The sequence below is a fragment of the Bradyrhizobium sp. LA6.8 genome (genome assembly GCF_040547935.1).
Taxonomy (GTDB): domain Bacteria; phylum Pseudomonadota; class Alphaproteobacteria; order Rhizobiales; family Xanthobacteraceae; genus Bradyrhizobium; species Bradyrhizobium barranii.
Map to the genome: position 1 here is coordinate 151,078 of NZ_JBEPQQ010000009.1, position 21,205 is coordinate 172,282.

At 64.0% G+C, this 21,205-nt stretch carries 24 protein-coding genes; 18 read left to right on the forward strand and 6 right to left on the reverse strand.

Going from position 1 to position 21,205, the window contains the following annotated elements:
- Window positions 1–19 precede the first annotated feature (19 nt).
- Window positions 20–946 (forward strand): quinoprotein relay system zinc metallohydrolase 2, encoded by a 927-nt coding sequence (locus ABIA90_RS34900; RefSeq protein WP_354120392.1) that lies wholly within the window; start codon window positions 20–22, stop codon window positions 944–946.
- Between the two features lie 76 nt (window positions 947–1,022).
- Window positions 1,023–1,841, forward strand: coding sequence for a quinoprotein dehydrogenase-associated SoxYZ-like carrier (locus ABIA90_RS34905; protein WP_063981991.1), 819 nt, complete (start codon window positions 1,023–1,025; stop codon window positions 1,839–1,841).
- A gap of 229 nt (window positions 1,842–2,070) precedes the next feature.
- Here the strand turns inward: ABIA90_RS34905 and ABIA90_RS34910 are convergent, their stop codons facing one another.
- Entirely contained in the window at window positions 2,071–2,430 is a 360-nt protein-coding gene (locus tag ABIA90_RS34910) for a hypothetical protein (protein ID WP_014493633.1), read from the reverse strand.
- Between the two features lie 135 nt (window positions 2,431–2,565).
- On the opposite strand from ABIA90_RS34910, the gene ABIA90_RS34915 reads away from it, so the two are divergent.
- Genes ABIA90_RS34915 through ABIA90_RS34935 form a run of 5 tightly spaced genes read left to right on the forward strand, consistent with a single transcriptional unit; the run spans window position 2,566 to window position 6,200 of the window.
- Window positions 2,566–3,513, forward strand: a complete 948-nt coding sequence (locus ABIA90_RS34915) for an ABC transporter substrate-binding protein (protein ID WP_354120497.1) — start codon at window positions 2,566–2,568, stop codon at window positions 3,511–3,513.
- Window position 3,514: 1 nt separating this feature from the next.
- Window positions 3,515–4,252 carry an ABC transporter permease gene (locus ABIA90_RS34920; RefSeq protein WP_038957639.1) on the forward strand — a complete coding sequence of 246 codons (738 nt, stop codon included), beginning with the start codon at window positions 3,515–3,517 and terminating at the stop codon, window positions 4,250–4,252.
- Entirely contained in the window at window positions 4,242–4,982 is a 741-nt protein-coding gene (locus ABIA90_RS34925; protein ID WP_354120391.1) for an ABC transporter ATP-binding protein, read from the forward strand. The genes ABIA90_RS34920 and ABIA90_RS34925 overlap by 11 nt, the downstream gene beginning before the upstream one ends.
- A gap of 46 nt (window positions 4,983–5,028) precedes the next feature.
- The gene (locus ABIA90_RS34930) at window positions 5,029–5,826 is read left to right on the forward strand and encodes a pentapeptide repeat-containing protein (protein ID WP_354120390.1); all 798 of its coding nucleotides are present in this window, start codon (window positions 5,029–5,031) and stop codon (window positions 5,824–5,826) included.
- Between the two features lie 26 nt (window positions 5,827–5,852).
- Window positions 5,853–6,200, forward strand: coding sequence for a hypothetical protein (locus tag ABIA90_RS34935; RefSeq protein WP_166343210.1), 348 nt, complete (start codon window positions 5,853–5,855; stop codon window positions 6,198–6,200).
- A gap of 10 nt (window positions 6,201–6,210) precedes the next feature.
- Here the strand turns inward: ABIA90_RS34935 and ABIA90_RS34940 are convergent, their stop codons facing one another.
- The 4 genes from ABIA90_RS34940 to lanM all read right to left on the reverse strand — a co-directional run bounded on the left by ABIA90_RS34940 (window position 6,211) and on the right by lanM (window position 8,114).
- Window positions 6,211–6,420, reverse strand: coding sequence for a hypothetical protein (locus tag ABIA90_RS34940; RefSeq protein ID WP_014493627.1), 210 nt, complete (start codon window positions 6,418–6,420; stop codon window positions 6,211–6,213).
- A 122-nt stretch (window positions 6,421–6,542) separates the two neighbouring features.
- Window positions 6,543–7,445 carry a DUF6662 family protein gene (locus ABIA90_RS34945; RefSeq protein ID WP_259256580.1) on the reverse strand — a complete coding sequence of 301 codons (903 nt, stop codon included), beginning with the start codon at window positions 7,443–7,445 and terminating at the stop codon, window positions 6,543–6,545.
- A gap of 24 nt (window positions 7,446–7,469) precedes the next feature.
- The gene (gene pqqA / locus ABIA90_RS34950; protein ID WP_012029362.1) at window positions 7,470–7,550 is read right to left on the reverse strand and encodes a pyrroloquinoline quinone precursor peptide PqqA; all 81 of its coding nucleotides are present in this window, start codon (window positions 7,548–7,550) and stop codon (window positions 7,470–7,472) included.
- A gap of 171 nt (window positions 7,551–7,721) precedes the next feature.
- Window positions 7,722–8,114, reverse strand: a complete 393-nt coding sequence (gene lanM, locus ABIA90_RS34955) for a lanmodulin LanM (protein WP_063981985.1) — start codon at window positions 8,112–8,114, stop codon at window positions 7,722–7,724.
- Window positions 8,115–8,452: 338 nt separating this feature from the next.
- On the opposite strand from lanM, the gene ABIA90_RS34960 reads away from it, so the two are divergent.
- From ABIA90_RS34960 to ABIA90_RS34985, 6 genes are all read left to right on the forward strand, one after another.
- The gene (locus ABIA90_RS34960) at window positions 8,453–10,117 is read left to right on the forward strand and encodes a methanol/ethanol family PQQ-dependent dehydrogenase (RefSeq protein WP_354114032.1); all 1,665 of its coding nucleotides are present in this window, start codon (window positions 8,453–8,455) and stop codon (window positions 10,115–10,117) included.
- 10 nt (window positions 10,118–10,127) lie between these two features.
- Window positions 10,128–10,484, forward strand: coding sequence for a c-type cytochrome (locus ABIA90_RS34965; RefSeq protein WP_063981983.1), 357 nt, complete (start codon window positions 10,128–10,130; stop codon window positions 10,482–10,484).
- Entirely contained in the window at window positions 10,481–11,410 is a 930-nt protein-coding gene (locus tag ABIA90_RS34970) for a type 2 periplasmic-binding domain-containing protein (protein WP_354120389.1), read from the forward strand. The genes ABIA90_RS34965 and ABIA90_RS34970 overlap by 4 nt, the downstream gene beginning before the upstream one ends.
- Before the next feature lie 291 nt (window positions 11,411–11,701).
- Entirely contained in the window at window positions 11,702–12,724 is a 1,023-nt protein-coding gene (locus ABIA90_RS34975) for an FUSC family protein (RefSeq protein ID WP_354120388.1), read from the forward strand.
- Window positions 12,725–12,825: 101 nt separating this feature from the next.
- Window positions 12,826–13,827, forward strand: a complete 1,002-nt coding sequence (locus tag ABIA90_RS34980; RefSeq protein ID WP_354120387.1) for a Bug family tripartite tricarboxylate transporter substrate binding protein — start codon at window positions 12,826–12,828, stop codon at window positions 13,825–13,827.
- Between the two features lie 133 nt (window positions 13,828–13,960).
- The gene (locus ABIA90_RS34985; RefSeq protein WP_259256575.1) at window positions 13,961–14,386 is read left to right on the forward strand and encodes a hypothetical protein; all 426 of its coding nucleotides are present in this window, start codon (window positions 13,961–13,963) and stop codon (window positions 14,384–14,386) included.
- A 40-nt stretch (window positions 14,387–14,426) separates the two neighbouring features.
- Here the strand turns inward: ABIA90_RS34985 and ABIA90_RS34990 are convergent, their stop codons facing one another.
- Window positions 14,427–15,395, reverse strand: a complete 969-nt coding sequence (locus tag ABIA90_RS34990) for a helix-turn-helix domain-containing protein (RefSeq protein ID WP_014493617.1) — start codon at window positions 15,393–15,395, stop codon at window positions 14,427–14,429.
- A 514-nt stretch (window positions 15,396–15,909) separates the two neighbouring features.
- Here ABIA90_RS34990 and xoxF5 point away from each other — a divergent pair.
- From xoxF5 to ABIA90_RS35015, 5 genes are all read left to right on the forward strand, one after another.
- Complete coding sequence (gene xoxF5, locus ABIA90_RS34995) at window positions 15,910–17,721, forward strand: lanthanide-dependent methanol dehydrogenase XoxF5 (protein WP_063981978.1); 1,812 nt, start codon at window positions 15,910–15,912, stop codon at window positions 17,719–17,721.
- A gap of 81 nt (window positions 17,722–17,802) precedes the next feature.
- Window positions 17,803–18,324, forward strand: coding sequence for a c-type cytochrome, methanol metabolism-related (locus tag ABIA90_RS35000; protein WP_207794581.1), 522 nt, complete (start codon window positions 17,803–17,805; stop codon window positions 18,322–18,324).
- Between the two features lie 57 nt (window positions 18,325–18,381).
- A complete protein-coding gene (locus tag ABIA90_RS35005; RefSeq protein ID WP_014493614.1) occupies window positions 18,382–19,491 on the forward strand; it encodes an S-(hydroxymethyl)glutathione dehydrogenase/class III alcohol dehydrogenase in 1,110 nt (369 codons plus the stop codon).
- Window positions 19,492–19,524: 33 nt separating this feature from the next.
- The gene (gene gfa / locus ABIA90_RS35010) at window positions 19,525–20,088 is read left to right on the forward strand and encodes an S-(hydroxymethyl)glutathione synthase (RefSeq protein ID WP_166100510.1); all 564 of its coding nucleotides are present in this window, start codon (window positions 19,525–19,527) and stop codon (window positions 20,086–20,088) included.
- 663 nt (window positions 20,089–20,751) lie between these two features.
- A complete protein-coding gene (locus ABIA90_RS35015; protein WP_085405661.1) occupies window positions 20,752–21,204 on the forward strand; it encodes a (2Fe-2S)-binding protein in 453 nt (150 codons plus the stop codon).
- Window position 21,205 lies beyond the last annotated feature (1 nt).

Below are 21,205 nucleotides of genomic sequence, written 5' to 3' on the forward strand. Positions count from 1 at the left end.
TCTGAACTGAGGCGGAAAAGTGTCTCGCATCGCTTCCTTGATCGCAGCCCTGTCCCTGCTGGGGACAGCAACGCTAGCACGCGCCGGGGCAGCCGAATTGCCTGTGAGCGAAGTCGCACCGGGAATCTTCGTGCACTCCGGGACCACCGCCCTCATGACCCGCGAGAACGAAGGCGACATCGCCAATGTCGGCTTTATCGTCGGCGAGGATGCGGTGGCCGTGATCGACACCGGCGGCAGCCTCCGTGAGGGCGAGGCGCTGCTGGCGGCGGTGCGGGCTCGCACATCCAAGCCGATCCGCTACGTCATCAACACCCATGGCCATCCCGACCATGTCTTCGGCAATGCGGCCTTCGCCGCAGAGGGAACCAGCTTCGTCGGCCACGGCAAGCTGCCGCAGGCGCTGGCGACGCGCGGGCCGTATTATCTCGACAATTTTAGACGCCTCATGGGTAGCGAATTGATCGATCCCGTGAAGATCGTGCCGCCCACCCTGCTCGTCGTTGATACCCTGACGCTCGATCTCGGGTCGCGCCGCCTTACCTTGCGGGCCTGGCCGGCCGGGCACAGCGACAACGATCTGACCGTGTTCGACGAGACCAGCAAGACGCTGTTCGCGGGCGACCTCGTCTTCCTCCGCCATATTCCGGTGATGGACGGCAGCATCCGCGGCTGGCTCGGCACGCTCGGGGAACTCGATAAAATTCCGGCGCAGCGCGTCGTGCCGGGTCACGGGCCTGTGAGCGACTGGCCTGCCGCGCTCGGCGACGAGCGGCGTTATCTCACGACCCTGCTGGCGGACGTCCGGGCGTCGAACAAGAAGGGCGAGCCGATCCGGACTGCCGCCGACAAGGCGGCCGCATCGGAACGGCCGCATTGGCAATTGTTCGACGACTACAATGCTCGCAACGCAACCGCAGCATTTTCGGAAATTGAATGGGAGTAGTGGACGCGCTACGCTGGACGGGGGATCGGCTGCGCCGCCCCAGAGAAAACTGCTTCGTCCGCACGGAACCACGACCATGACGGGATGCACACGCCGCCTGCCCCTGATCGCCGCATTGCTTGGCATCGCCTTCGCTGTGCCGGCGAGCGCCGAGGAGGCTTACGATCCCTGGCCGGGCCTGGTGCAGGACATCTTTAGCAACCGTCCGATCAACGACGGCAACGACGTCATCGGCATCGAGATGCCCTATCGCGCCGAGGACGCGGCGATCGTGCCGGTGACCCTGCGCAGCAAACTGTCGCCCGCGGATAGCCGCCGCATCCGTTCGATCACGCTGGTGATCGACCGCAACCCCGCGCCGATGGCAGCCAAGTTCGAGCTCGGCGCAGATGCCAACGTCACCGAGATCTCCACGCGCGTGCGCGTCAACAACTATACCGACGTCCACGCGGTTGCCGAGCTCAGCGACGGCCAGCTTTACGTCGCCAAGACCTATGTGAAGGCCTCGGGCGGCTGCTCGGCGCCGGCAGGAAAGAACATCGAGGAAGCCAGGAACCGGCTCGGCCAGATGCGCTACCGGCAATTCGCGCGCGAGGAGGCACCGGCCAGCCGCGTCCGCGAGGCGCAGATCATGATCGGCCATCCCAACAATTCCGGGCTGCAAATGGATCAGGTCACGCAGCTCTACATCCCCGCCTTTTTCGTCAACCAACTGAGGCTGACGCAGGACGACAGTCCCGTGCTGTCGGTGGAGGGCGGCATCTCGATCTCGGAAGATCCCAATCTGCGCTTCACCTACGTCTCCAATGGCGCCAAGCGCTTCCGTGCGGAGGCGAAGGACACGGATGGGCACGTGTTCCGCAATGAATGGGATGTCGAGAAGCCGGGGACGTGAGGCGCTGCCTTCCCTCCCCCTTCAAAGTCAAACGCGGTGCGGATGACTGTGCCCTCGCCCCTTGTGGGAGAGGGCAGCACCGCTGGTAGACAAAAATTCGCTTGGGTGAGGGGTCTGTCTCCGCGAGCTACTCTCTTGCGATAGTATTCGCGGAGGCATACCCCTCATCCGGCGCTTCGCGCCACCTTCTCCCGCAAGGGGAGAAGGGATCGCACCGTCTATGCGGCAGCTAGAAACACCTCACCTCGGCTTCCGCCTGCGCGCGCCTGAGATCATTCACCGCCGAATTCGCCTGCTCGGACGTACGAAACTGGACGCCGAGATTGCCGCGCACCTGGGACATGCTCAGCGCCGTCTCGGCGGTGACGTAACGGTCATAGGACACGATCGAGGCCACCACGTCGATCGAGCAGGAGCATTGCTCGATGGACTGCCGGCTCTCGCCATTGGCCTTCATGCAGCCATAGACGTATTCGGCACGCGCCGAGGTCGGATAATCATTGGCTTCCTCGGCACGCGCGGCGTAGACGGTCGCAGCCCACACCGCCAATGCGGCGACAATCGGTCGTAGCTGTCCCGCCAGATTCATGAGCGTCCTCCCGCTGGTTGCGACGAAAGCTATGCTATGCGTATTGTCATGAAAAGCACTCCCTTCGAGGAAACGGCTCACAAGGTGATGAGAGCACTTGGTTTGAGAGCGCCTGGACGAACATTGGCGCTCGCGATGACGCTGGCGCTGTCGCTGGCCGCCCCCGGCCGCGCCGCGGACACGATCCGCCTTGCAGTGCAGAAGACCGGAACATTCTCCTGGGAGCTGGCCGCCATCCGCGCCGGCGGGCTCGACAAGGAAGCCGATCTGTCGCTCGACGTCGCCGAGCTCGCGAGCCCCGAGGCCGGCAAGATCGCCCTGCGCGCCGGGAGTGCCGACATCATCCTGTCCGACTGGCTGTGGGTGTCGCGCGAGCGCGTGCTCGGCGCCAAGCTCACCTTCTATCCTTATTCCAGCGCGCTCGGCGCGGTGATGGTGCCCGCATCCTCGCCGCTCAAGACGCTCGCCGACCTCAAGGGCCGCAAGCTCGGCGTCGGCGGCGGCGCGATCGACAAGAGCTGGCTGCTGCTGCAGGCGCGGATGAAGCAGGACGGCATCGATCTGAAGTCCGATGCGAGCATCGTCTATGGCGCGCCGCCTTTGATCGCCGCCAAGGCGCTCGATGGCGAGATGGATGCGAGCCTCAACTTCTGGAATTTCTGTGCGCAGCTCGAGGCCAAGGGCTTTCGCCGCCTCGCCGGCATCGAGGACATTTTGCCGAAGCTGGGGGCCAAGGGCGCGGTGTCCGCGGTCGGTTATGTCTTCGACGAAAGCTGGGCCGCAAGCCACCGCGATGCGGTGGCGCGTTTCATTGCGATGACCCGCAAGGCCAAGCAGCTGCTGGTCACCTCGGACGCCGCCTGGGACAAGATCGCGCCGCTCACCGGCGCGAGCGATCCGGCCATCCTCAAGACCTATCGCGACCGCTATCGCGACGGCATTCCGCGCCGGAGCATCGTGGACGAGGAGGCGGATGCGCGCGTGCTCTATCGCGTGCTCGCCGAGATCGGCGGACGCGACCTGGTCGGGCCGGCGGCCGAGCTCGATCCCGGCACCTTCTATCACGCAGTCCCCGGAGACTGAGGTGCTGCGTCTTCTCTCGTTTTCCCTGTTTCTCGCGACCTGGTGGATTGCAGCGCTGTTCGTCGGCGGCGCAAAGCTGCCCTCCCCGCCGGCCGTGCTCAACGTCATCATCGCGGAAGCATCGAGCGGCGCCCTGTTCCTGCATCTCGGCGCCACGCTGGCGCGCGTCGCGCTCGCCTTCGTGCTGGCGATGTCGCTCGGCAGCGCCATCGGCTATTTGATGGGACGGGTGAAGCTCGCCGACCGGCTCGGCGATCCATGGCTGATCCTGCTGCTGAACCTGCCGGCGCTGGTCGTGATCGTGCTTGCCTATATCTGGGCCGGCCTGACCGAAGCGGCCGCGATCGCGGCGATCGCCATCAACAAGCTGCCGACCGCCATCGTCACCTTGCGCGAGGGCACGCGCGCGCTCGACCGTTCGCTCGACGAGATGGCCACCGTGTTCGCGATGCCGCGCTGGCGTGCGTTCCGCCACGTCGTGCTGCCGCAGCTTGCGCCCTATATCGCAGCCTCGGCCCGGTCCGGATTGTCGCTGGTATGGAAGATCGTGCTGGTGGCCGAGCTGCTGGGACGGCCGAACGGTGTCGGCTTCGAGATCGGCGTCGCCTTCCAGCTGTTCGACACGCCGCGACTGCTGGCCTATTCGCTCACCTTCGCGGCCGTCGTACTCGTCATCGAAACCTTGCTGGTGCAGCCGTTCGAAGCCCGCGCAACACGGTGGCGGCCCCGTGCGGCTTGAAGTCGATATCTCCGGAAAGACATTCAGGAGTGCCGCGGGCGAAACGCACGAGGTGCTGGCCCCGGTCAGCTTCGCGCTTCAATCCGGTGAGGTCGGCGTTTTGATCGGCCCCTCCGGCTGCGGCAAGAGCACGATGCTGCGCATCATCCTCGGGCTCGACCGCGATTTCCACGGGACCATCGCGCGTCCACCCGAAGCGCGGATCGGGATGGTGTTCCAGGAGCCGCGGCTGCTGCCGTGGCGCTCGGTCGAGCAGAATGTGCGGCTTGCGGCTCCTGGCATCTCCGAGGCGAAGCTGTCGGAGCTGTTCAGGATCCTGGAACTGGAGGCGCATCGCAGCCACTTTCCCGGCGAATTGTCGCTGGGTCTTGCCCGGCGCGTCGCGCTGGCCCGCGCCTTCGCGGTCGAGCCCGATCTGCTCGTGCTCGACGAGCCCCTCGCCTCGCTCGACGACGCGCTCGCCGGCCGCCTGCGCGACGAGATCGCGACGCTGGTCGCAAGCCGCCCCATGATGACCCTGCTCGTCACCCACAGCCTCGACGATGCGATCCGCCTCGGCGACCGCTTGTTCTTCCTGTCGCCGCAGCCGGCGCGAATTCTGGCAGAAGTGCCCATCAGCATCCCGCGTGGCGCACGCGGCGACGCAGAGATCGCCGCGATCAGGGCGGACCTCGTGGCGAGAATCCAAGGCGAACATGGCGGCGAACACGCCGGGCGTGATGCCTCATAGGCAGCCACGCAAAGCGCGTGCTAAACAGGGCCCGTAGCGGAGCCCGATGATGAAGCGAATGGTCGCCCTCATGACGCTTGGTCTCGCTCTCGTCGCGACCATGGCGAGCGCGCAGGACATGATGCGTGACGTCGACCTCACGTCACCCGCGATGGTCTCCGCGGAAATGAGCCGTCAGGAGGTCGAGGCCATCCTGGCCAAAGCCAGCGCCGGGGCGCCGGCCGATTTCACCGGCGAGCGGTTGTCGGGGCTCGATCTCTCGGGTCTCGACCTTTCCACGGCGATTCTCCGTGCGGCACGACTCAACAAGACGAAACTCGCCGGCGCCCGTCTTGATCATGCGATCCTCGATCAGGCGTGGCTGCTGGACGCTGATCTCGCGGGCGCGAGCCTGAAGGGCGCCAATCTGTTCGCCTCGCAGATGGCGCGCGCGCGTCTGGACGGCGCGAACCTGACCGGTGCTCGCATCGCGGCCGACCTCACCGGCGCAAGCCTGGTCGGCGCCTCGATTGCGAACGCGCATCTTGGCGCCGATATGCGCAACCAGTCGATGGGGCTGATGCGCGCCGTGCTGCGATCCGCCAATCTGGAAGGGTTGAACGCGCGCAATGCCGACCTGTCGCGCGTCGATCTCGAATTTGCCTCCCTCAAGGGAGCCGACCTGACCGGCGCGTCGCTCAAAAATGCTCAGCTCGGCGGCGCCGACCTGACCGGAGCCACCGTCACTGACACCGATTTTGAGGGCGCTGATCTTGCCTCAGCGAAGCTGATCGCGCCGATCGGCCTTGACCGCGCCAGGAATTTCGACAAGGCAAAGAACCGCGAGCGCCTGATCAGGGAATAACAGGGCGCCTTTGGGAGGATCGGCTGATGCGTTGGTTTCTGGCTTTGATCGCGTTGTTGACGTTGGCCGGCGAAGCCGCCGCCCAAAGCAAGGGCAAGGGCATTAGGCTCTGGAATCTGACGACGGAGACGATCTCCGGCTTCCAGCTCTCGCCCGCCGGCAAGACCGAGTGGGGCCCGAACCAGTGCCTGAACGACAAGGACAAGGAGGTCGACCACGACGAGCGGCTGCGCATCACCGGCGTCGAGCCCGGCCGCTATGACGCCAGGGTCAGCTATCCCAATGCGCGGCAGTGCATCGTCCGCGACATCGAGATCAAGGCGGACGCGGTGTTCTCGATCGCCGACAAGGACCTGAAGGACTGCACGAAATAACGAAGGCGGCTTACGCCTTGTCGTTCGGGTGCGGATATTCGCAGCGCCACCGCACTGCCTGCCACTTCGGATGGTCGCCGACCCATTGGGCGATATAGGGCGGCGCGGCCATCACGCATTGCCTCGGCGACCCCGCAAAGTTGAACACCAGATGCTGCTCCTCGCAGGTCGCAGGCGAGAGCACCGCACATACAGTCACCACCAGGTCAATCGGGTTCATGCCGGGATCCTGTCGCAAGGGGACAATGGAGATTAGCACGAAAGATTACGTACCGAGGAGCGGGAAGTTTCAAACGGACGGGATGTTCCCTCTCCCCCGCGCGCGGGCAAAGGCGGAACACGCTAGAAGTTTACCCCGAACACCAATCGCGCCTGATGACGCTCGAAATTGACGAGGTCGAGATTGCCGCCAGATCCGGCCGGGCGGCCCCAGGCCTGCATGCTCCAGCTCAGGGTGAGCCGCGACTTCTCCGATAGCTGGAAATAGGCGGTCGGACCGACAAACAGCGCCTGCCCCGAGAACTCACCGAGGCCGATGCCCTCATACTGGCGGAAGTAGCGCATCTCCCCACCGAGCAGAAAATTGGGGCGCACGCGCACCAAGCCGCCAAACGCCGCCCCGATCGTCGAACTCTTCTCGGACAGACCTGCCACCTCGAAGCGCGCCCATTCCGGCTGATAGATCAGGTTGAGCGCGCCGATGACGAAGTTCGGGACCAGCTCGCGGTCGAAAGCGAGCGTGAATTCGGAGCCGTACATCCGTCCCTTCGCGCCGCTGGTCTCGTCGATGCGATCGCCATGGAGTTCGGCGGCGACAGTCAATCCGAATGGCGCGCGCTCGCGGTCGAGCAGGCGGTAACGCAGGTCGAGCGAGGCGCCCTGGAAATTGAACTGACGGCGGTCGTCGATATCAGGGACGCCGGTGATGTCATGCAGCGTGGCGGTGCCGCCGACCTCGATACGGAAGTTCGGCAGCGGCACGACTTCGATCTCGACCTCCTGCTGGAGGGCGCGATAGGTGCCGCCCTTGCCGAAGCGTCCCGTGGTCTGAGTCTGGAATTCGCGCTCGCCGGGATTGCCGACATCGGTGCCGATCATGAAGCCGAAGATGTGCTCGGTATCAAAGCTCTCTTCGGCACTGACACACGCCGGTGCAAGCGCAACACCGAACGCAATTGCCGTCCAGATCGTGTGGGCTCCAAGGCGCATTGCGAACACTACCACGGCTTCGACGGCGTTCGCCATCGAAGCCGCGGCAGGTCGTCAGTCTTACTTGCGCGCAGCGCAGGCGTACATGTTGATTTCCATGCCGACCGGCACTTCCACGATCTTCGGAGCTTTCCAAGCCATTCGGGTCTCCCAAGGGTATTGAGCGCGACATCGCGCGGGGCAAAACCTAGGGCTGCGTCAGGTGCAGCGCAAGTCTGGAATCGAAGCGCAAACACAGCGAACTGTCGCATTATGCTCGCGAATTTCCCTCTCGGGCAAATCGCCTTCGCTCCCAGTCAAGCGCCGCGTCTCTCACCGCAACAGGCGCAGCAGCGCGCGGCCGGCGCGCGAGTTCAGCTCCTTCGCATCCAGCGTTCCGTCCTTGTCGGGATTCGCTGCGTTGAAGCGCTGCTCCACCACCGCGAGATATTCGTCGAGCGTGAGAGTCCCGTCGCGATCGGGATCGGCGGCGGCGAGTTCTTTCGCCGTTAACCGTCCGCGCAATTCGCGCGCGTCCAGCGTGCCGTCGTGATCGGGATCGAGCTTTGCGAACAGCGCGGCGGCCGCCTTCTTCACCTCGGCGAGATCGAGCGTGCCGTCATTGTCGGTGTCGAACATCTTTACGGCGTTGCCGGAAGCAGCCCAAGCTGGACCGGACAGCACTGCAATCGTGAGCGCAAGCGCAACTGAGCGACGTGAAATCATCAAACCCTCCTGACCAAGACCCCGATTCGCACGGGATCGAAACGACATAAGTCTACAAGCGAGCCCCGGTTCAAGTCCGGAATTGCAACCTGCGCACCGCACAACTCGCGGAACCCGACCGCCGAGTAAAGCGGCCGAAGCCGGCACCGCTTCATGCCACGGAATTTTTTCAGCGTCTGCGCACAAGTGAAAGTCGGTTGTCAGGTTTCTGTCAGGTGACCGGCATCTGGCATCCAACATATCGGCGACGCACTTGCGACTTTCGTATTGACGAGTTTTGCGTTCGGGCGGAGTGTTGCTCCCGCAGCGTCAAAAGGCGCGCATATTGGGAGGAACGGATGAAACGCTTTGCGATGGCCGCGAGCCTCGTCATGCTTGCATCGACTTGTGCGAGCGCACAGACCACCGAGCAACTGGTCAAGGGCGCGACCGATACATCGAACGTTCTTAACTACGGGATGGGCTACAATCTGCAGCGCTTCTCGACGCTGAACCAGGTCAACAAGGACACCGTCAAGAATCTCGTCCCGGTCTGGAACTACAGTTTCAACGACGATCGCAGCGAGGAATCGCAGCCGCTGGTGTACCAGGGCGTGATCTACGTGACCTCGCACAACGCCACCATGGCGGTCGACGCCAAGACCGGCAAGCAGATCTGGAAATCCAAGGTCGAGTATCCCGCCGAGACGCCGCGTATCGTCTGCTGCGGCATCATCAATCGCGGCGCCGCGCTCTATGACGGCAAGGTCTTCCGCACCACGCTCGACGCCAACGTGATCGCGCTCGATGCCAAGGACGGCAAGGAGCTGTGGCGGCAGAAGGCCGCTGACATCAAGGAAGGCTATTCGATGACGGTGGCGCCGCTGGTCGCCGACGGTGTCGTCATCACCGGCATCTCCGGCGCCGAGTTCGGCACCCGCGGCTTCATCGACGGCTGGGATCCGGCGACGGGCAAGCATCTCTGGCGGACCCATTCGATCCCCTCGCCCGACGAGCCCGGCGGCGACACCTGGAAGGGCGACACCTGGAAGCTCGGCGGCGGCTCGACCTGGATCACCGGCTCCTACGATCCCGAGCTCAACACGGTCTATTGGGGCATCGGCAATCCCGGACCGTTCAACTCGGCGGTGCGTCCCGGCGACAACCTCTACACCTGCTCCGTGCTGGCGATGGATCCCAAGACCGGCAAGATCAAGTGGCACTACCAGTTCTCGCCGAACAATCCGTTCGACTATGACTCGGTGGCCGAGATGGTCCTCGCCGACATGAATGTCGAGGGCAAGCCGACCAAGGTGCTGATGGATGCCAACCGCAACGGCTTCTTCTACGTGCTCGATCGCACCAACGGAAAGCTGCTCGCGGCCAATCCTTACGTGAAGGTGAATTGGGCGACCGGCATCGACATGAAGACCGGCAAGCCGATCGAGACCGACGTCTCGAAGGACGCGCGCGACGGTAAGAAGGTCACCGTCTATCCGTCGATCCTCGGCGGCAAGAACTGGGAGCCGATGTCGTTCAATCCGCAGACCGGCCTCGCCTATGCCAACACGCTCGCCTTCGGCGGCAGGTACAAGACCGAGCCTGTCACCTTCAAGCAGGGCGAATGGTATCTCGGCATGGACCTCACCGACCTCTGGGAGTGGGGTGACGGCCCGCGCGGTCATCTGAAGGCGATCGATCCCATGACCGGCAAGGCCAAGTGGGAAGCGCCAAGCGACATCCCGCGCTTCTCGGGCGTGCTGTCGACCGCAGGCGGCGTCGTGTTCTCGGGCGCACTGACAGGCGAGTTCGAGGCCTTCGACGCCGACACCGGCAAGAAGCTCTGGCAGTTCCAGACCGGTTCCGGCATCGAGGGACAACCGGTGACCTGGCAGCAGGATGGCGTGCAGTACGTTGCCGTCACCTCCGGCTATGGCGGCGTCTACTCGCTGTTCTCCGGCGACGAGCGGCTTGCCAAAGTGCCGCCCGGCGGCTCGCTGTGGGTTTTTGCGGTCAAGCAATAACCACGGCCCGATGCTGAAGGACATATCTCACAAGACGGTGGCGACGATCGCCACCGTCGCGGTGCTGACGGTCGCGCTTGCGGCGACCGTTCGTGCCGCGGACGATGCAACCGGCAATCCCGTGCAGGCACAGATCGACTATGGCAAGTCGACCTATACTTCGAAATGCTCGCACTGCCACGGCCCCAACATGATGAATTCCGGCACCATCACGCCGGACCTGCGCGCCTTTCCCGACGACAAGACGCGCTTCGTCACCACGGTGAAGAACGGCAAGAACAACAAGATGCCGCCCTGGGCCGACATTTTGAGCGACGACGAGATCGGCAATCTCTGGGCCTTCGTCTCGAGCAGGAGAAAGCCATGAGACCCTGGCTCGCCGCATGGAGCGTTGCCGCGATCCTCGCGGCGGCGACCACCGCCGCGCGCGCGGCCGACGAGCCGCTGAAGGTTTGCCTCGATGAGGATCGGCCGCCGCTCTCGATGCATCGCAAGGGCAAGCCGGATTCAGGCTTCGACGTGCTGCTGGCGCAGGCGATCGCGGACCGGATCGGCCGGCCGCTGAAGATCCAGTGGTTCGAGAGCAAGCTGGACGAGGATTCGAGCCCGCAGCTCGAGGCCAACGCCTTGCTCTCCGATGGGCGCTGCTCGCTGGTCGGCGGCTATGCGCTGACGACGGATTCCCTCGTCAAGCCCGGCATGAAGACGGCACGCTTGCCGGATTTCGCCGGGGCCACGCGCGACGACCGCCGCCGCCGCGTCGCGCTCGGCGTGCTCGCGCCCAGCCAGCCCTACGTCTATTCGCCGATGACGGTGGTACTCGGGCCGAAAGCGCAGGGCCGCAAGATCGGCGACATCGGCGATCTCGCCGGCCTTCGCCTTGCGATCGAGAGCGGCTCGCTGGGCGATGCCATCCTGATGACCTTCGACAAGGGCCGCCTGATCGACAGCATCACCCATTTCGTCCCCGGCCGCGACGATCTCCTCGGCGCGCTCCAGCGCGGCGACCATGACGCGACGCTGATCGACCTCGGCCGCTTCGATGCCCACCGCGCCGCGCATCCCGACACGACGATCACCGCGTCGGGCTATTATTATCCGATCGGCGCCAATCGCGGCTATGTCGGGCTCGCCAGCGACGGCGCACTGATCGACGCGGTCAACAAGGCGCTGACCAGCCTTGCCGCCGAGGGCAAGATCGCCGAATTCGGCAAGCAGGCCGGCCTCACCTATCTGCCGCCGCGCGAGCCTGCGGTGCTCGGCGATGTCTGGGCGAAGATCATTCAAAGGTGAGGTGGCCTCACGTGCCACCACATCACCGGTGTCATGCCCCGCGACCCGGCTACGCCAAGGCTTCGCCGGGGCTGAGGTCTAGGGGCGCCGAAGCTTTAGCGTAGGCGGCAGGCGGGGCATCCAGTACGCCGCGGCCTCTCGATTCAATCGCAAGCGCCTCTGGAATACTGGATCGCCCGGTCAAGCCGGGCGATGACAGCGAGGGTGTGGTGCGACCGTCGCTCCACACGCCAAAGTGCCGACCACATTTCCGTGGTATGCATAGCGTTTCGTTCGCCCCTTTGGTGCCCCGTGAATCCCCCCACGACACCCTCTGCCACCAACCTGCGCGATCTCCTCTCCCGCGAAGTCAAGACCGGCGAGCTCCTGCGCGCGCTGATCGTCGTCGGCCCGATGGTCACCGCCTATTTCATCGCGCGCGAGACGGCGCTGCTGAACCTGGGGCTCGTCGCGGTCTCGCTGCTCATTCCGGCGCTCAGGCAGCACTTTCCGCCAAAAGTCGTCGCGTCGCATTATCTCGCCATCCTCGTCACCTTTGCCGCGCTTTTCCTTGCAGCTCCGGTCAAGCCGCTATTCGTGGTGCTGACGGCGCTCGCCGGCTTCCTTGCGGTGGCGGGGACGCGCTACGGCGAACATTTCCGTACGCTCGGCAATTGGGTGTTCATCCCCGCCGTCTATCTCGCCTGCGAGGTGCGGGAGGGCGTGAGCGCCTCGGAAGCAATACGTCATGCCGGCGTGATCATCGCCTCCTCTCCGATCGCGCTGGCGCTCGTCTGCGCTATCCAGATTTACGACCAGCGGCTGCGCGGCTATGCCGCGACCTCGTTCGGACCGCCCGCGGTCGACTGGTTTCTGCCCGCAGCGGCAACCGCCATGGCGGTCTTTGCCGCAGCCGCCCTGGTCGAGATCTTCAACCTCGCGCAGGGGCAATGGGTGATGTGGTCGGCCGCAAGCGTCGTGGTCGGCGACCTCACAGCGTCCACCGGCAAGCTGAAGCAGCGGGCGATCGGCGCCTTCGTCGGCGCGCCGCTCGGCTTTCTCGCGGGCCTTGCCCTGCCGCAAAGCCGCGTCGGCTACGCCATCGCGATTCTCGCGGCCACCCTCACCCTGATCTCGTTCTCCCGCTACGTCGTCGGCTTCTGCCTGCGCTGCTTCTTCATTGCGCTCGCTGCATCCTTTGCCGGCGGCGCCAGCGGCATCGCCGAGGAGCGCATCGTCAACGTGCTGATCGGCGGTGCGTTCGGCCTGATTGCGGTAGCCCTGACCGAGATCGTCTGGCTGCGGGTGATGCGGAAGACCCGATCGCCCGGATGACGCACAAAATGGGCACCGCGCGGCCCTGTCAAATGCGCCAATCTGTCTCGCCTACCACCCCAGCCTGATGCAGTAGGGTCGGCAAAAATCAGGAGGGAATCATGCCCGCAAAATTCGATCGCCGCCACTTCATCGCCGCCGGTACCAGTGCACTCGCGATGCCCTTCGTCGCGCGCGGCGCCTCGGCGCAAGGCGCATCGCAAGGCAATTGGCCGTCGCGGCAGATCCGCATGATTTGCAGCTATCCCGCCGGCGGACAGACCGATTTGCTCGCGCGCGCCTATGGCGAATTCATCTCCAAGCAGGTCGGTAAGACCGTCGTGGTCGAGAACAAGCCCGGCGCCTCCGGCGCGATCGGCACCGCAGAGGTCGCCCGCGCCGAGCCCGACGGCCACACCATCCTGTGCTCGATCTCGACCACCTACATCATGAACCGGGTCGTGATGAAGAATCCCGGCTACGACATGGACAAGGATCTGACGCTGGTCAGCGTCATTCCGGGCGCCGGCCTGTTGCTGGTCGCGAACCCCAAGACCGGGGTCAAGACGCTGGAGGATTTCGTCGCCTTCGCCCGCAAGAGCGGCAAGGTCAACTTCGGCACCTATAGCGCGGGCTCGGCCCCGCACATGACGATCAACGAGCTCAACAAGCAGTACGGTCTCAACATCGAGCCGGTCCATTACCGCGGCGAGGCGCCGATGTGGACGGGGATGCTGGAAGGCACGCTCGATGCCGCAATGGGCAGCTACACGGCGGCGCAGTCCGTCCTGCAAAGCGATCGCGGCACTGTGTTCGCCGTGCATTCGAAGAAGGTCGACGCGATCCCCGCCATCAAGACCCTCCCGGAGCAGGACGCAACGTCGAAATTCTTCACCGTGAGCGGCTTCTCCGGCTGGGCCGTGCCGAAGGCGACGCCGCAGCCGGTGGTCGACCGCCTGGCGGCGCTCTGCGTCGCCGCCAACAGCGATCCGAAGGTGAAGGAGGTTCTCGCGACCTTCGTGCTCGAGCCGGCCATCGGCTTCAAGGAGACCAATGCCCTGTATCAGCACGAGTTGCCGATCTGGATCGAGAGCGCGCGGTCGCTCGGCCTCGAGCCGGCCTGAACCTTGCGCGGCGCACCGGGCTGTCCCATCGCAACCCGGCATCCGACCAAAGCCTAGTGTCGGAACCGCACTTTCCCGCTATGATTGTGCGCCGGTACCGCCCCCTCACCGGCGGACAAGAAAGGCCGATCGCATGACACCGGATGGCGTCGCCGTTGCCGTCATGATCATCCTGCTCTTTCCGATGGGCTATTTCACGCTGGCCTCGCCCGCCTTCCTGCTGGTGAAGCTCGATATCCAGCCCGTCGCCCAGCTCTTGCGTGGGATGTTCAACGCCCATTTTCTGGTGATGCGCGTCGCCGGCGTGATCGGGGCGCTGGCTTTCCTGCTCGACGGTCGCCTGGTCGCCGCGATGGGCGTTGGGCTGATTGCAGCCTTGGCCATCTACGGGCGCCGCTGGTTCATGCAACGGATCGACGACCAGCTCCGCGCGAGGGACGCAGGCGATGCTGAAGCCCCGCGCCGGCTGCGCCGGCTGCATTGGAGCGGCATGCTGGGCAACGCGGTGCTGCTGGTCGCTCTCGTGACCAGCATTCCCTACGTCGCCATATCGGCCTGAGAGATATCGCCGCGCGGCCTGCGTCGGCTGCGGCGCTCGCCTAATGCTCACCCGAGGCCGCGGCGCCTTGCTGGGCCTTGTGGATCGAGGACGGCACCACGCCAAAATATTTCCGGAACACGCGGCTGAAATGCGATGAGCTGGAGAAGCCCCAGGAGAAGGCGACGTCGGTGATGGTCTTGCCGCCGTGCGCCTCGAGCTCCTGGCGGCAATTCTGCAAGCGCGCCTGCCAGATGTAGTCGCTCACCGTGGTGCCGCGCTCGGAGAACAGCATGTGCAGATAGCGCTTGGAGCAGCCGAGCTCGGCGGAGATCTGGTCGATGCACAGATCCGGATCGCGCAGGTGCTCGCGGATGAAGAATTGCGCGCGCACATACATCGCCTCGGGCCCGACGCGATCGAACATCGTGTCCGCTTCGCGCAACGGCAGCAGCAAGAGGTCGATCAGCGAATCGGCGACACCGACCGCGCTGTTCGCCGACAGCTTGGCCGCCTCGTCGAAGGTGGCATGGACGAAATCATGGGCGATCCTCCCCGTCCCGGTCTTCGCCGACAATTTGCAGGCCGGCATCCGCTGCGACGGGAACCCACGGTCACGCAGCAAGGCCTTCGGCACGATCACCACGTCGTGGCGGGTGAAGGCAGGGCTGATGATGGAATGCGGACACGAGACGTCATAGGCGATGATGTCGCCCGGGTTCAGCTCGATGTGGCGGCCTTCCTGCTCGAAATAGGACACGCCGTAGGTCTGGAAGTGGATCTTGATGTACGGGTGTTCATTGGCTTTGGCGCGCGCCAGCGTGTGCGCGATGCGATGCTGGCTGACCTCGATCTGGCAGAGCTTCAGGCGCGAGACGCTCGTGTAGTCGATGCGGCCCTCGAGCGAGGACGCCTCGAGCGGATCGACGTCGAAATGCCCACACAGGCTTGTCAGCCCGTCGATCCAGCTCTGGATCTGCCGCTTCGGCGTCAGGCCGGTCGTCGAGAGCGTGTGAATGGTGTCGGACATTAATCCAGCCGCTGGTTTCATCTGCAGATTCGACGCGAATCGCAACCAGCGCTGCCGGAGCCCTCAGCCATGATTGCGTGACGTTTACCTCGAATTTGAGCGGTCTCTTGCAACGAGCGCGATCGTTCCATTGCCACCCTTGACGGTTAATCCTCCGCCTTAGTTGCAGCGCCGTCAAGGGGAACCTGAGCGTCGAAGGCGGTCGCGAAGGCGCGCGGAAGCCGCTGAATTCGCTACTGCAAAATCAAAAACTTTGCGTCCGTGCGCTGTCAAGCAAACCGGCTTCCCTCTTGGGCAAGTTTCCCGATGACGAAGTCGTTAGGGATTGCGGCAGGAACAACAAAAACGGGCCTCTCCTGCACGTGGACCCGTAGCTCTCATCCGGAGGAGGAAACAGCACAGCATCGTTTCTGGTCCCAAACGTGACCGCCCTGCACGAGCAGACGCCGGACGAGAAGCCCGGTGATTAAGCAATGCTTCGGAAACAATAAACGAGACCAACGGAGGAATGACTATGCGCAAGGTGCTAATGGCGACCTATCTTGGCTCCGCGGCGATGCTCGCCGTCGGCAGCGCGTCAGCCAATGACGAGCTGATCAAGATGTCGCAGAATCCCAAAGACTGGGTCATGCCGGCGGGCGACTACGCCAATACCCGCTATTCCAAGCTGAACCAGATCAACGCACAAAACGTAGGCAAGCTCCAGGTCGCCTGGACCTTCTCCACCGGCGTGCTGCGCGGCCACGAAGGCGGCCCGCTGATCATCGGCAACGTGATGTACGTCCATACACCGTTCCCGAACAAGGTCTATGCTCTTGACCTTTCCAACGAGAACAAGATCATCTGGAAGTACGAGCCGAAGCAGGATCCGAACGTCATCCCGGTGATGTGCTGCGACACGGTCAACCGCGGCCTGTCTTACGGCGACGGCAAGATCATCCTGCATCAGGCTGACACCACACTGGTTGCGCTCGACGCCAAGACCGGCCAGGTCGCCTGGTCTGTGAAGAACGGCGATCCCACTAAGGGCGAGACCGGAACCTCTGCGGCGCTCGTCGTCAAGGACAAGGTCCTGGTTGGCATTTCCGGTGGCGAGTTTGGCGTCCAGGCTCACATGACGGCTTACGATCTCAAAACGGGCAAGTTGGCTTGGCGCGGTTACTCGGGAGGGCCTGATGATCAAATCTTGGTCGATGCCGAGAAGACCACCGCTCTCGGCAAGCCGGTCGGCAAGGACTCCAGCCTCAAGACCTGGCAGGGCGATCAGTGGAAGATTGGCGGCGGCGCCACCTGGGGTTGGATCTCCTTTGATCCTGAGCTGAACCTGATCTATTACGGATCAGGCAATCCCTCGACCTGGAACCCGAAGCAACGTCCAGGCGACAACAAATGGTCGATGACGATCTGGGCCCGCAATGCCGACACCGGCGTGGCCAAGTGGGTCTACCAGATGACGCCGCACGATGAGTGGGATTATGACGGCGTCAACGAAATGATCCTCTCGGATCAGTCGATCAACGGCCAACCGCGCAAGCTGCTGACCCATTTCGACCGCAACGGCCTCGCCTACACGATGGATCGTGTCACCGGCGAACTGCTGGTCGCCGAGAAATACGACCCGAAGGTGAACTGGACCTCCGGCGTCGACATGGACAAGAACTCACCGACCTATGGCCGCCCGAAGGTTCTCGACGCGGCCTCGACTGAAAAGGGCGGCGAGGATCACAACACCAAGGGCATCTGCCCGGCCGCGCTCGGTACCAAGGACGAGCAGCCGGCAGCCTACTCGCCGGACACGCAGCTGTTCTACGTTCCGACCAACCACGTCTGCATGGACTACGAGCCGTTCAAGGTGAGCTACACCGCGGGCCAGCCCTATGTGGGTGCGACGCTCTCGATGTATCCGCCGCAGGGTGAAACCCATATGGGTAATTTCATCGCCTGGGACGGCAAGACCGGCAAGATCGTCTGGTCGAACAAGGAGCAGTTCTCGGTCTGGTCGGGTGCGCTCGCAACCGCCGGCGGCGTGGTGTTCTACGGCACGCTCGAAGGCTACCTGAAGGCGGTCGACGCCAAGACCGGTAAGGAGCTCTACAAGTTCAAGACTCCCTCCGGCATCATCGGCAACGTCACCACCTATGAGAACGGCGGCAAGCAGTATGTCGCAGTGCTCTCCGGCGTGGGCGGCTGGGCCGGTATCGGTCTGGCAGCTGGTCTGACCGATCCGACCGCCGGTCTCGGCGCAGTCGGTGGCTACGCGGCTCTCAGCAACTACACGGCACTCGGCGGTACGCTGACCGTGTTCTCGCTGCCAGCGGCGAACTAGCCTCACCTTCGTGTCGCTCCGGCGCGTGGATCAACTCCACGCGCCGGCTCGTCTCCACCGAACGCCTTCGAGGATCATCTCTTGCGTAAAATCTGCTTTGTCATCGCTGCGACCATCTTCGTGACCTCGGGGGGAATTGCCGTTGCGGACGGTCCGGGCGACCCGACCGCCGTCAAGAAGGAAGACGACGGAAAGTGGCTCGATAAGGAAGGAAACCCGACCTACAAGATTTCGGCCGACGGCACCGTGGACTGGTTCACCTATTCCGGATATCGCCGCTATCACTCCGACTGCCACGTCTGCCATGGCCCCGACGGCATGGGATCCACCTACGCACCGGCGTTGAAGGATTCGGTCAAGACCATGAGCTACGGCGACTTCCTCGGCGTCGTCGCCTCCGGTCGCAAGAACATCTCGACCGCGCAGGAGAACGTCATGCCTGCCTTCGGCGACAACCCGAACGTCGCCTGCTACATGGACGATCTCTACGTCTATCTGCGCGCCCGCTCCGACGAGGCGTGGGGCCGTCAACGTCCCTCCAAGAAGGATGAGAAGAACGAGACCTACACCAAGGCGGAAGACGCCTGCATGGGCAAGAAATGAAGGTTACCAGGACCGATACCACCTCGTGGCGTCCTGCGAGAATTTGAGGAGTTTACGATGAAGACACGTGCCGCCGTTGCTTTCGAAGCCAAGAAACCACTCGAGATCGTCGAAGTCGATCTGGAAGGACCGAAGGCCGGCGAAGTCCTGGTCGAGATCAAGGCGACGGGCATCTGCCATACCGACGCCTACACGCTCGACGGCTTCGACAGCGAAGGAATCTTCCCGTCGATCCTGGGTCATGAGGGCGCCGGTATCATCCGCGAGATCGGACCGGGCGTGACCTCGGTGAAACCGGGCGACCACGTCATCCCGCTCTACACGCCGGAGTGCCGGCAGTGCAAAAGCTGCCTGAGCCAGAAGACCAATCTCTGCACCGCGATTCGCGCGACGCAGGGCAAGGGCGTGATGCCTGATGGCACCAGCCGCTTCTCCTACAAGGGCAAGCCGGTCTACCACTACATGGGCTGCTCGACCTTCTCGAACTTCACCGTGCTGCCGGAGATCGCCGTCGCCAAGATCCGCGAGGACGCGCCGTTCGACAAGAGCTGCTACATCGGCTGCGGCGTCACCACCGGCGTCGGCGCCGTCGTCAACACCGCCAAGGTCACGCCGGGCTCCAACGTGGTCGTGTTCGGCCTCGGCGGCATCGGCCTCAACGTGATCCAGGGCGCCAAGATGGCCGGCGCCGACAAGATCATCGGCGTCGACATCAACGACTCCAAGGAGGATTGGGGCCGCCGGTTCGGCATGACCGAGTTCGTCAACCCCAAGAAGATCACCGGCGACATCGTCGCGCATCTGGTCAACCTGACCGACGGTGGTGCCGACTACACCTTCGATTGCACCGGCAACACCACCGTGATGCGCCAGGCGCTGGAAGCCTGCCATCGCGGCTGGGGCACCTCGATCATCATCGGCGTTGCCGAATCCGGCAAGGAGATCGCCACCCGCCCGTTCCAGCTCGTCACCGGGCGCAACTGGCGCGGCACGGCCTTCGGCGGCGCGCGCGGCCGCACCGACGTGCCCAAGATCGTCGACTGGTACATGAACGGAAAGATCCAGATCGATCCGATGATCACCCACGTGCTCAAGCTCGAGGAGATCAACAAGGGTTTTGACCTCATGCACGAGGGCAAATCCATCCGTTCAGTCGTCGTGTTCTAGCTCGAAAGCGTCACACCCAAGGAGGATCGACCCATGACTGTTGCACTCCATCCCTCGATCGATAACGGCGTCAAACAGGGCAGCGGCAACTTTGCCGGCGGCACACTGGTCTGCAAATGCACGGACCACCCGGTCAAGGTCGCGGTGAAGGGCGATGTCGCCCATAACCACGCCTGCGGCTGCACCAAGTGCTGGAAGCCGCAAGGCGCGAACTTCTCGGTGGTCGCCGTGGTGCCGCGCCAGAACGTCAGCGTGACCGAGAACGGCGACAAGCTCCAGATCGTCGATCCCTCGGCGGTGATCCAGCGGCACGCCTGCAAGGCTTGCGGCACCCACATGTACGGCCGCATCGAGAACAAGGGCCATCCGTTCTACGGCCTCGACTTCATCCATCCCGAGCTGTTCCAGGAGCAGGGCTCGCAGGCGCCGCAATTCGCCGCCTTCGTCTCCTCCGTGATTGAATCCGGCGTGAAGCCGGAACAGATGGCAGGCATCCGCTCGCGGCTGAAGGAAATCGGGCTCGAGCCCTATGACTGCCTATCGCCGGCGCTGATGGACGCGATCGCGACCCACGTGGCGAAAGCCAAGGCTGCCTGACAAGGCTGCCTGACAAGGCTGCCTGACAAGGCCGCCTGAACAAGGACGTCAGACCTTCGCCGTGCCCGTCCGCTCGCTGGCCCCGACCATCGCCAGCGAGCCGGACGGTCCGGCCCTCGACCAAATCGCTGCGATGCCGCCGCATCGCACGAGGCAGACGCGAGCGCCATGAGCTCCTCAGATGAGCTCCTCAGTCCTGGTCTCTGAATGACTGCGCAGTGCCGCCCACTTCCCCCTCGAAGTCCGCGCCGCTGCGTTCTCCCTCCCTCGACTGAGGCATCCTGCTTCGTCCGCGCAGTCTCTGCCGGACGAAGCTTTTTTCGTCGTGCACATTTCGCAGGCGCAGGGGCGTGATGCCGCGCCCTGCTTTTGACAAACCTTCGTTGCAACTTTTCCCTTCAACAACACCCGGCTGTGAACGCCGGGCCGGCGCGGTCTCTGCTACGGTCGCGTCGTCACGATGCCGCGCGAATTCAATCAATCAAGAATAAGACGGGAGGTATCGAGCACATCCGGACATCACGATTCGCATTCCTGCTTGCTGCCGGGATCTGCCCGCGCGGGAGAACAAGCCGGGATGCGGCGACACGACGAAACGGGCAGTGCGCCGACCTGGGTCGGCAATGTTCAAATCGACATGCTTATGAAGAGCGAGGGACCATCATGATCAAGGTGAAGATCAACGGCCAGGAACAGAGCTGGGACGGCGACCCGGATCTCCCGCTACTCTGGTTCCTGCGTGACGAGGCCGGCCTGACCGGCACCAAGTTCGGCTGCGGCCAGGCCCTGTGCGGCGCCTGCACCGTCATCGTCGACAAGGAGGCCGTGCGCGCCTGCATCACGTCGATCAACGACGTCGCCGGGCGCGAGGTGACCACCATCGAAGGGCTGCATCCGAACGGCGACCACCCCGTCCAGAAGGCCTGGCGCCAGGTCAACGTGCCCCAATGCGGCTTCTGCCAGGCTGGCCAGATCATGCAGGCCGCCGCGCTGCTGATGGAGAATCCCAAGCCGTCACACGACCAGATCCGCGAAGCGATGGCCGGCAACATCTGCCGCTGCGGCTGCTACCAGCGCATCGAGAACGCGGTCCATCTCGCATCGACGGGAGTGTGAC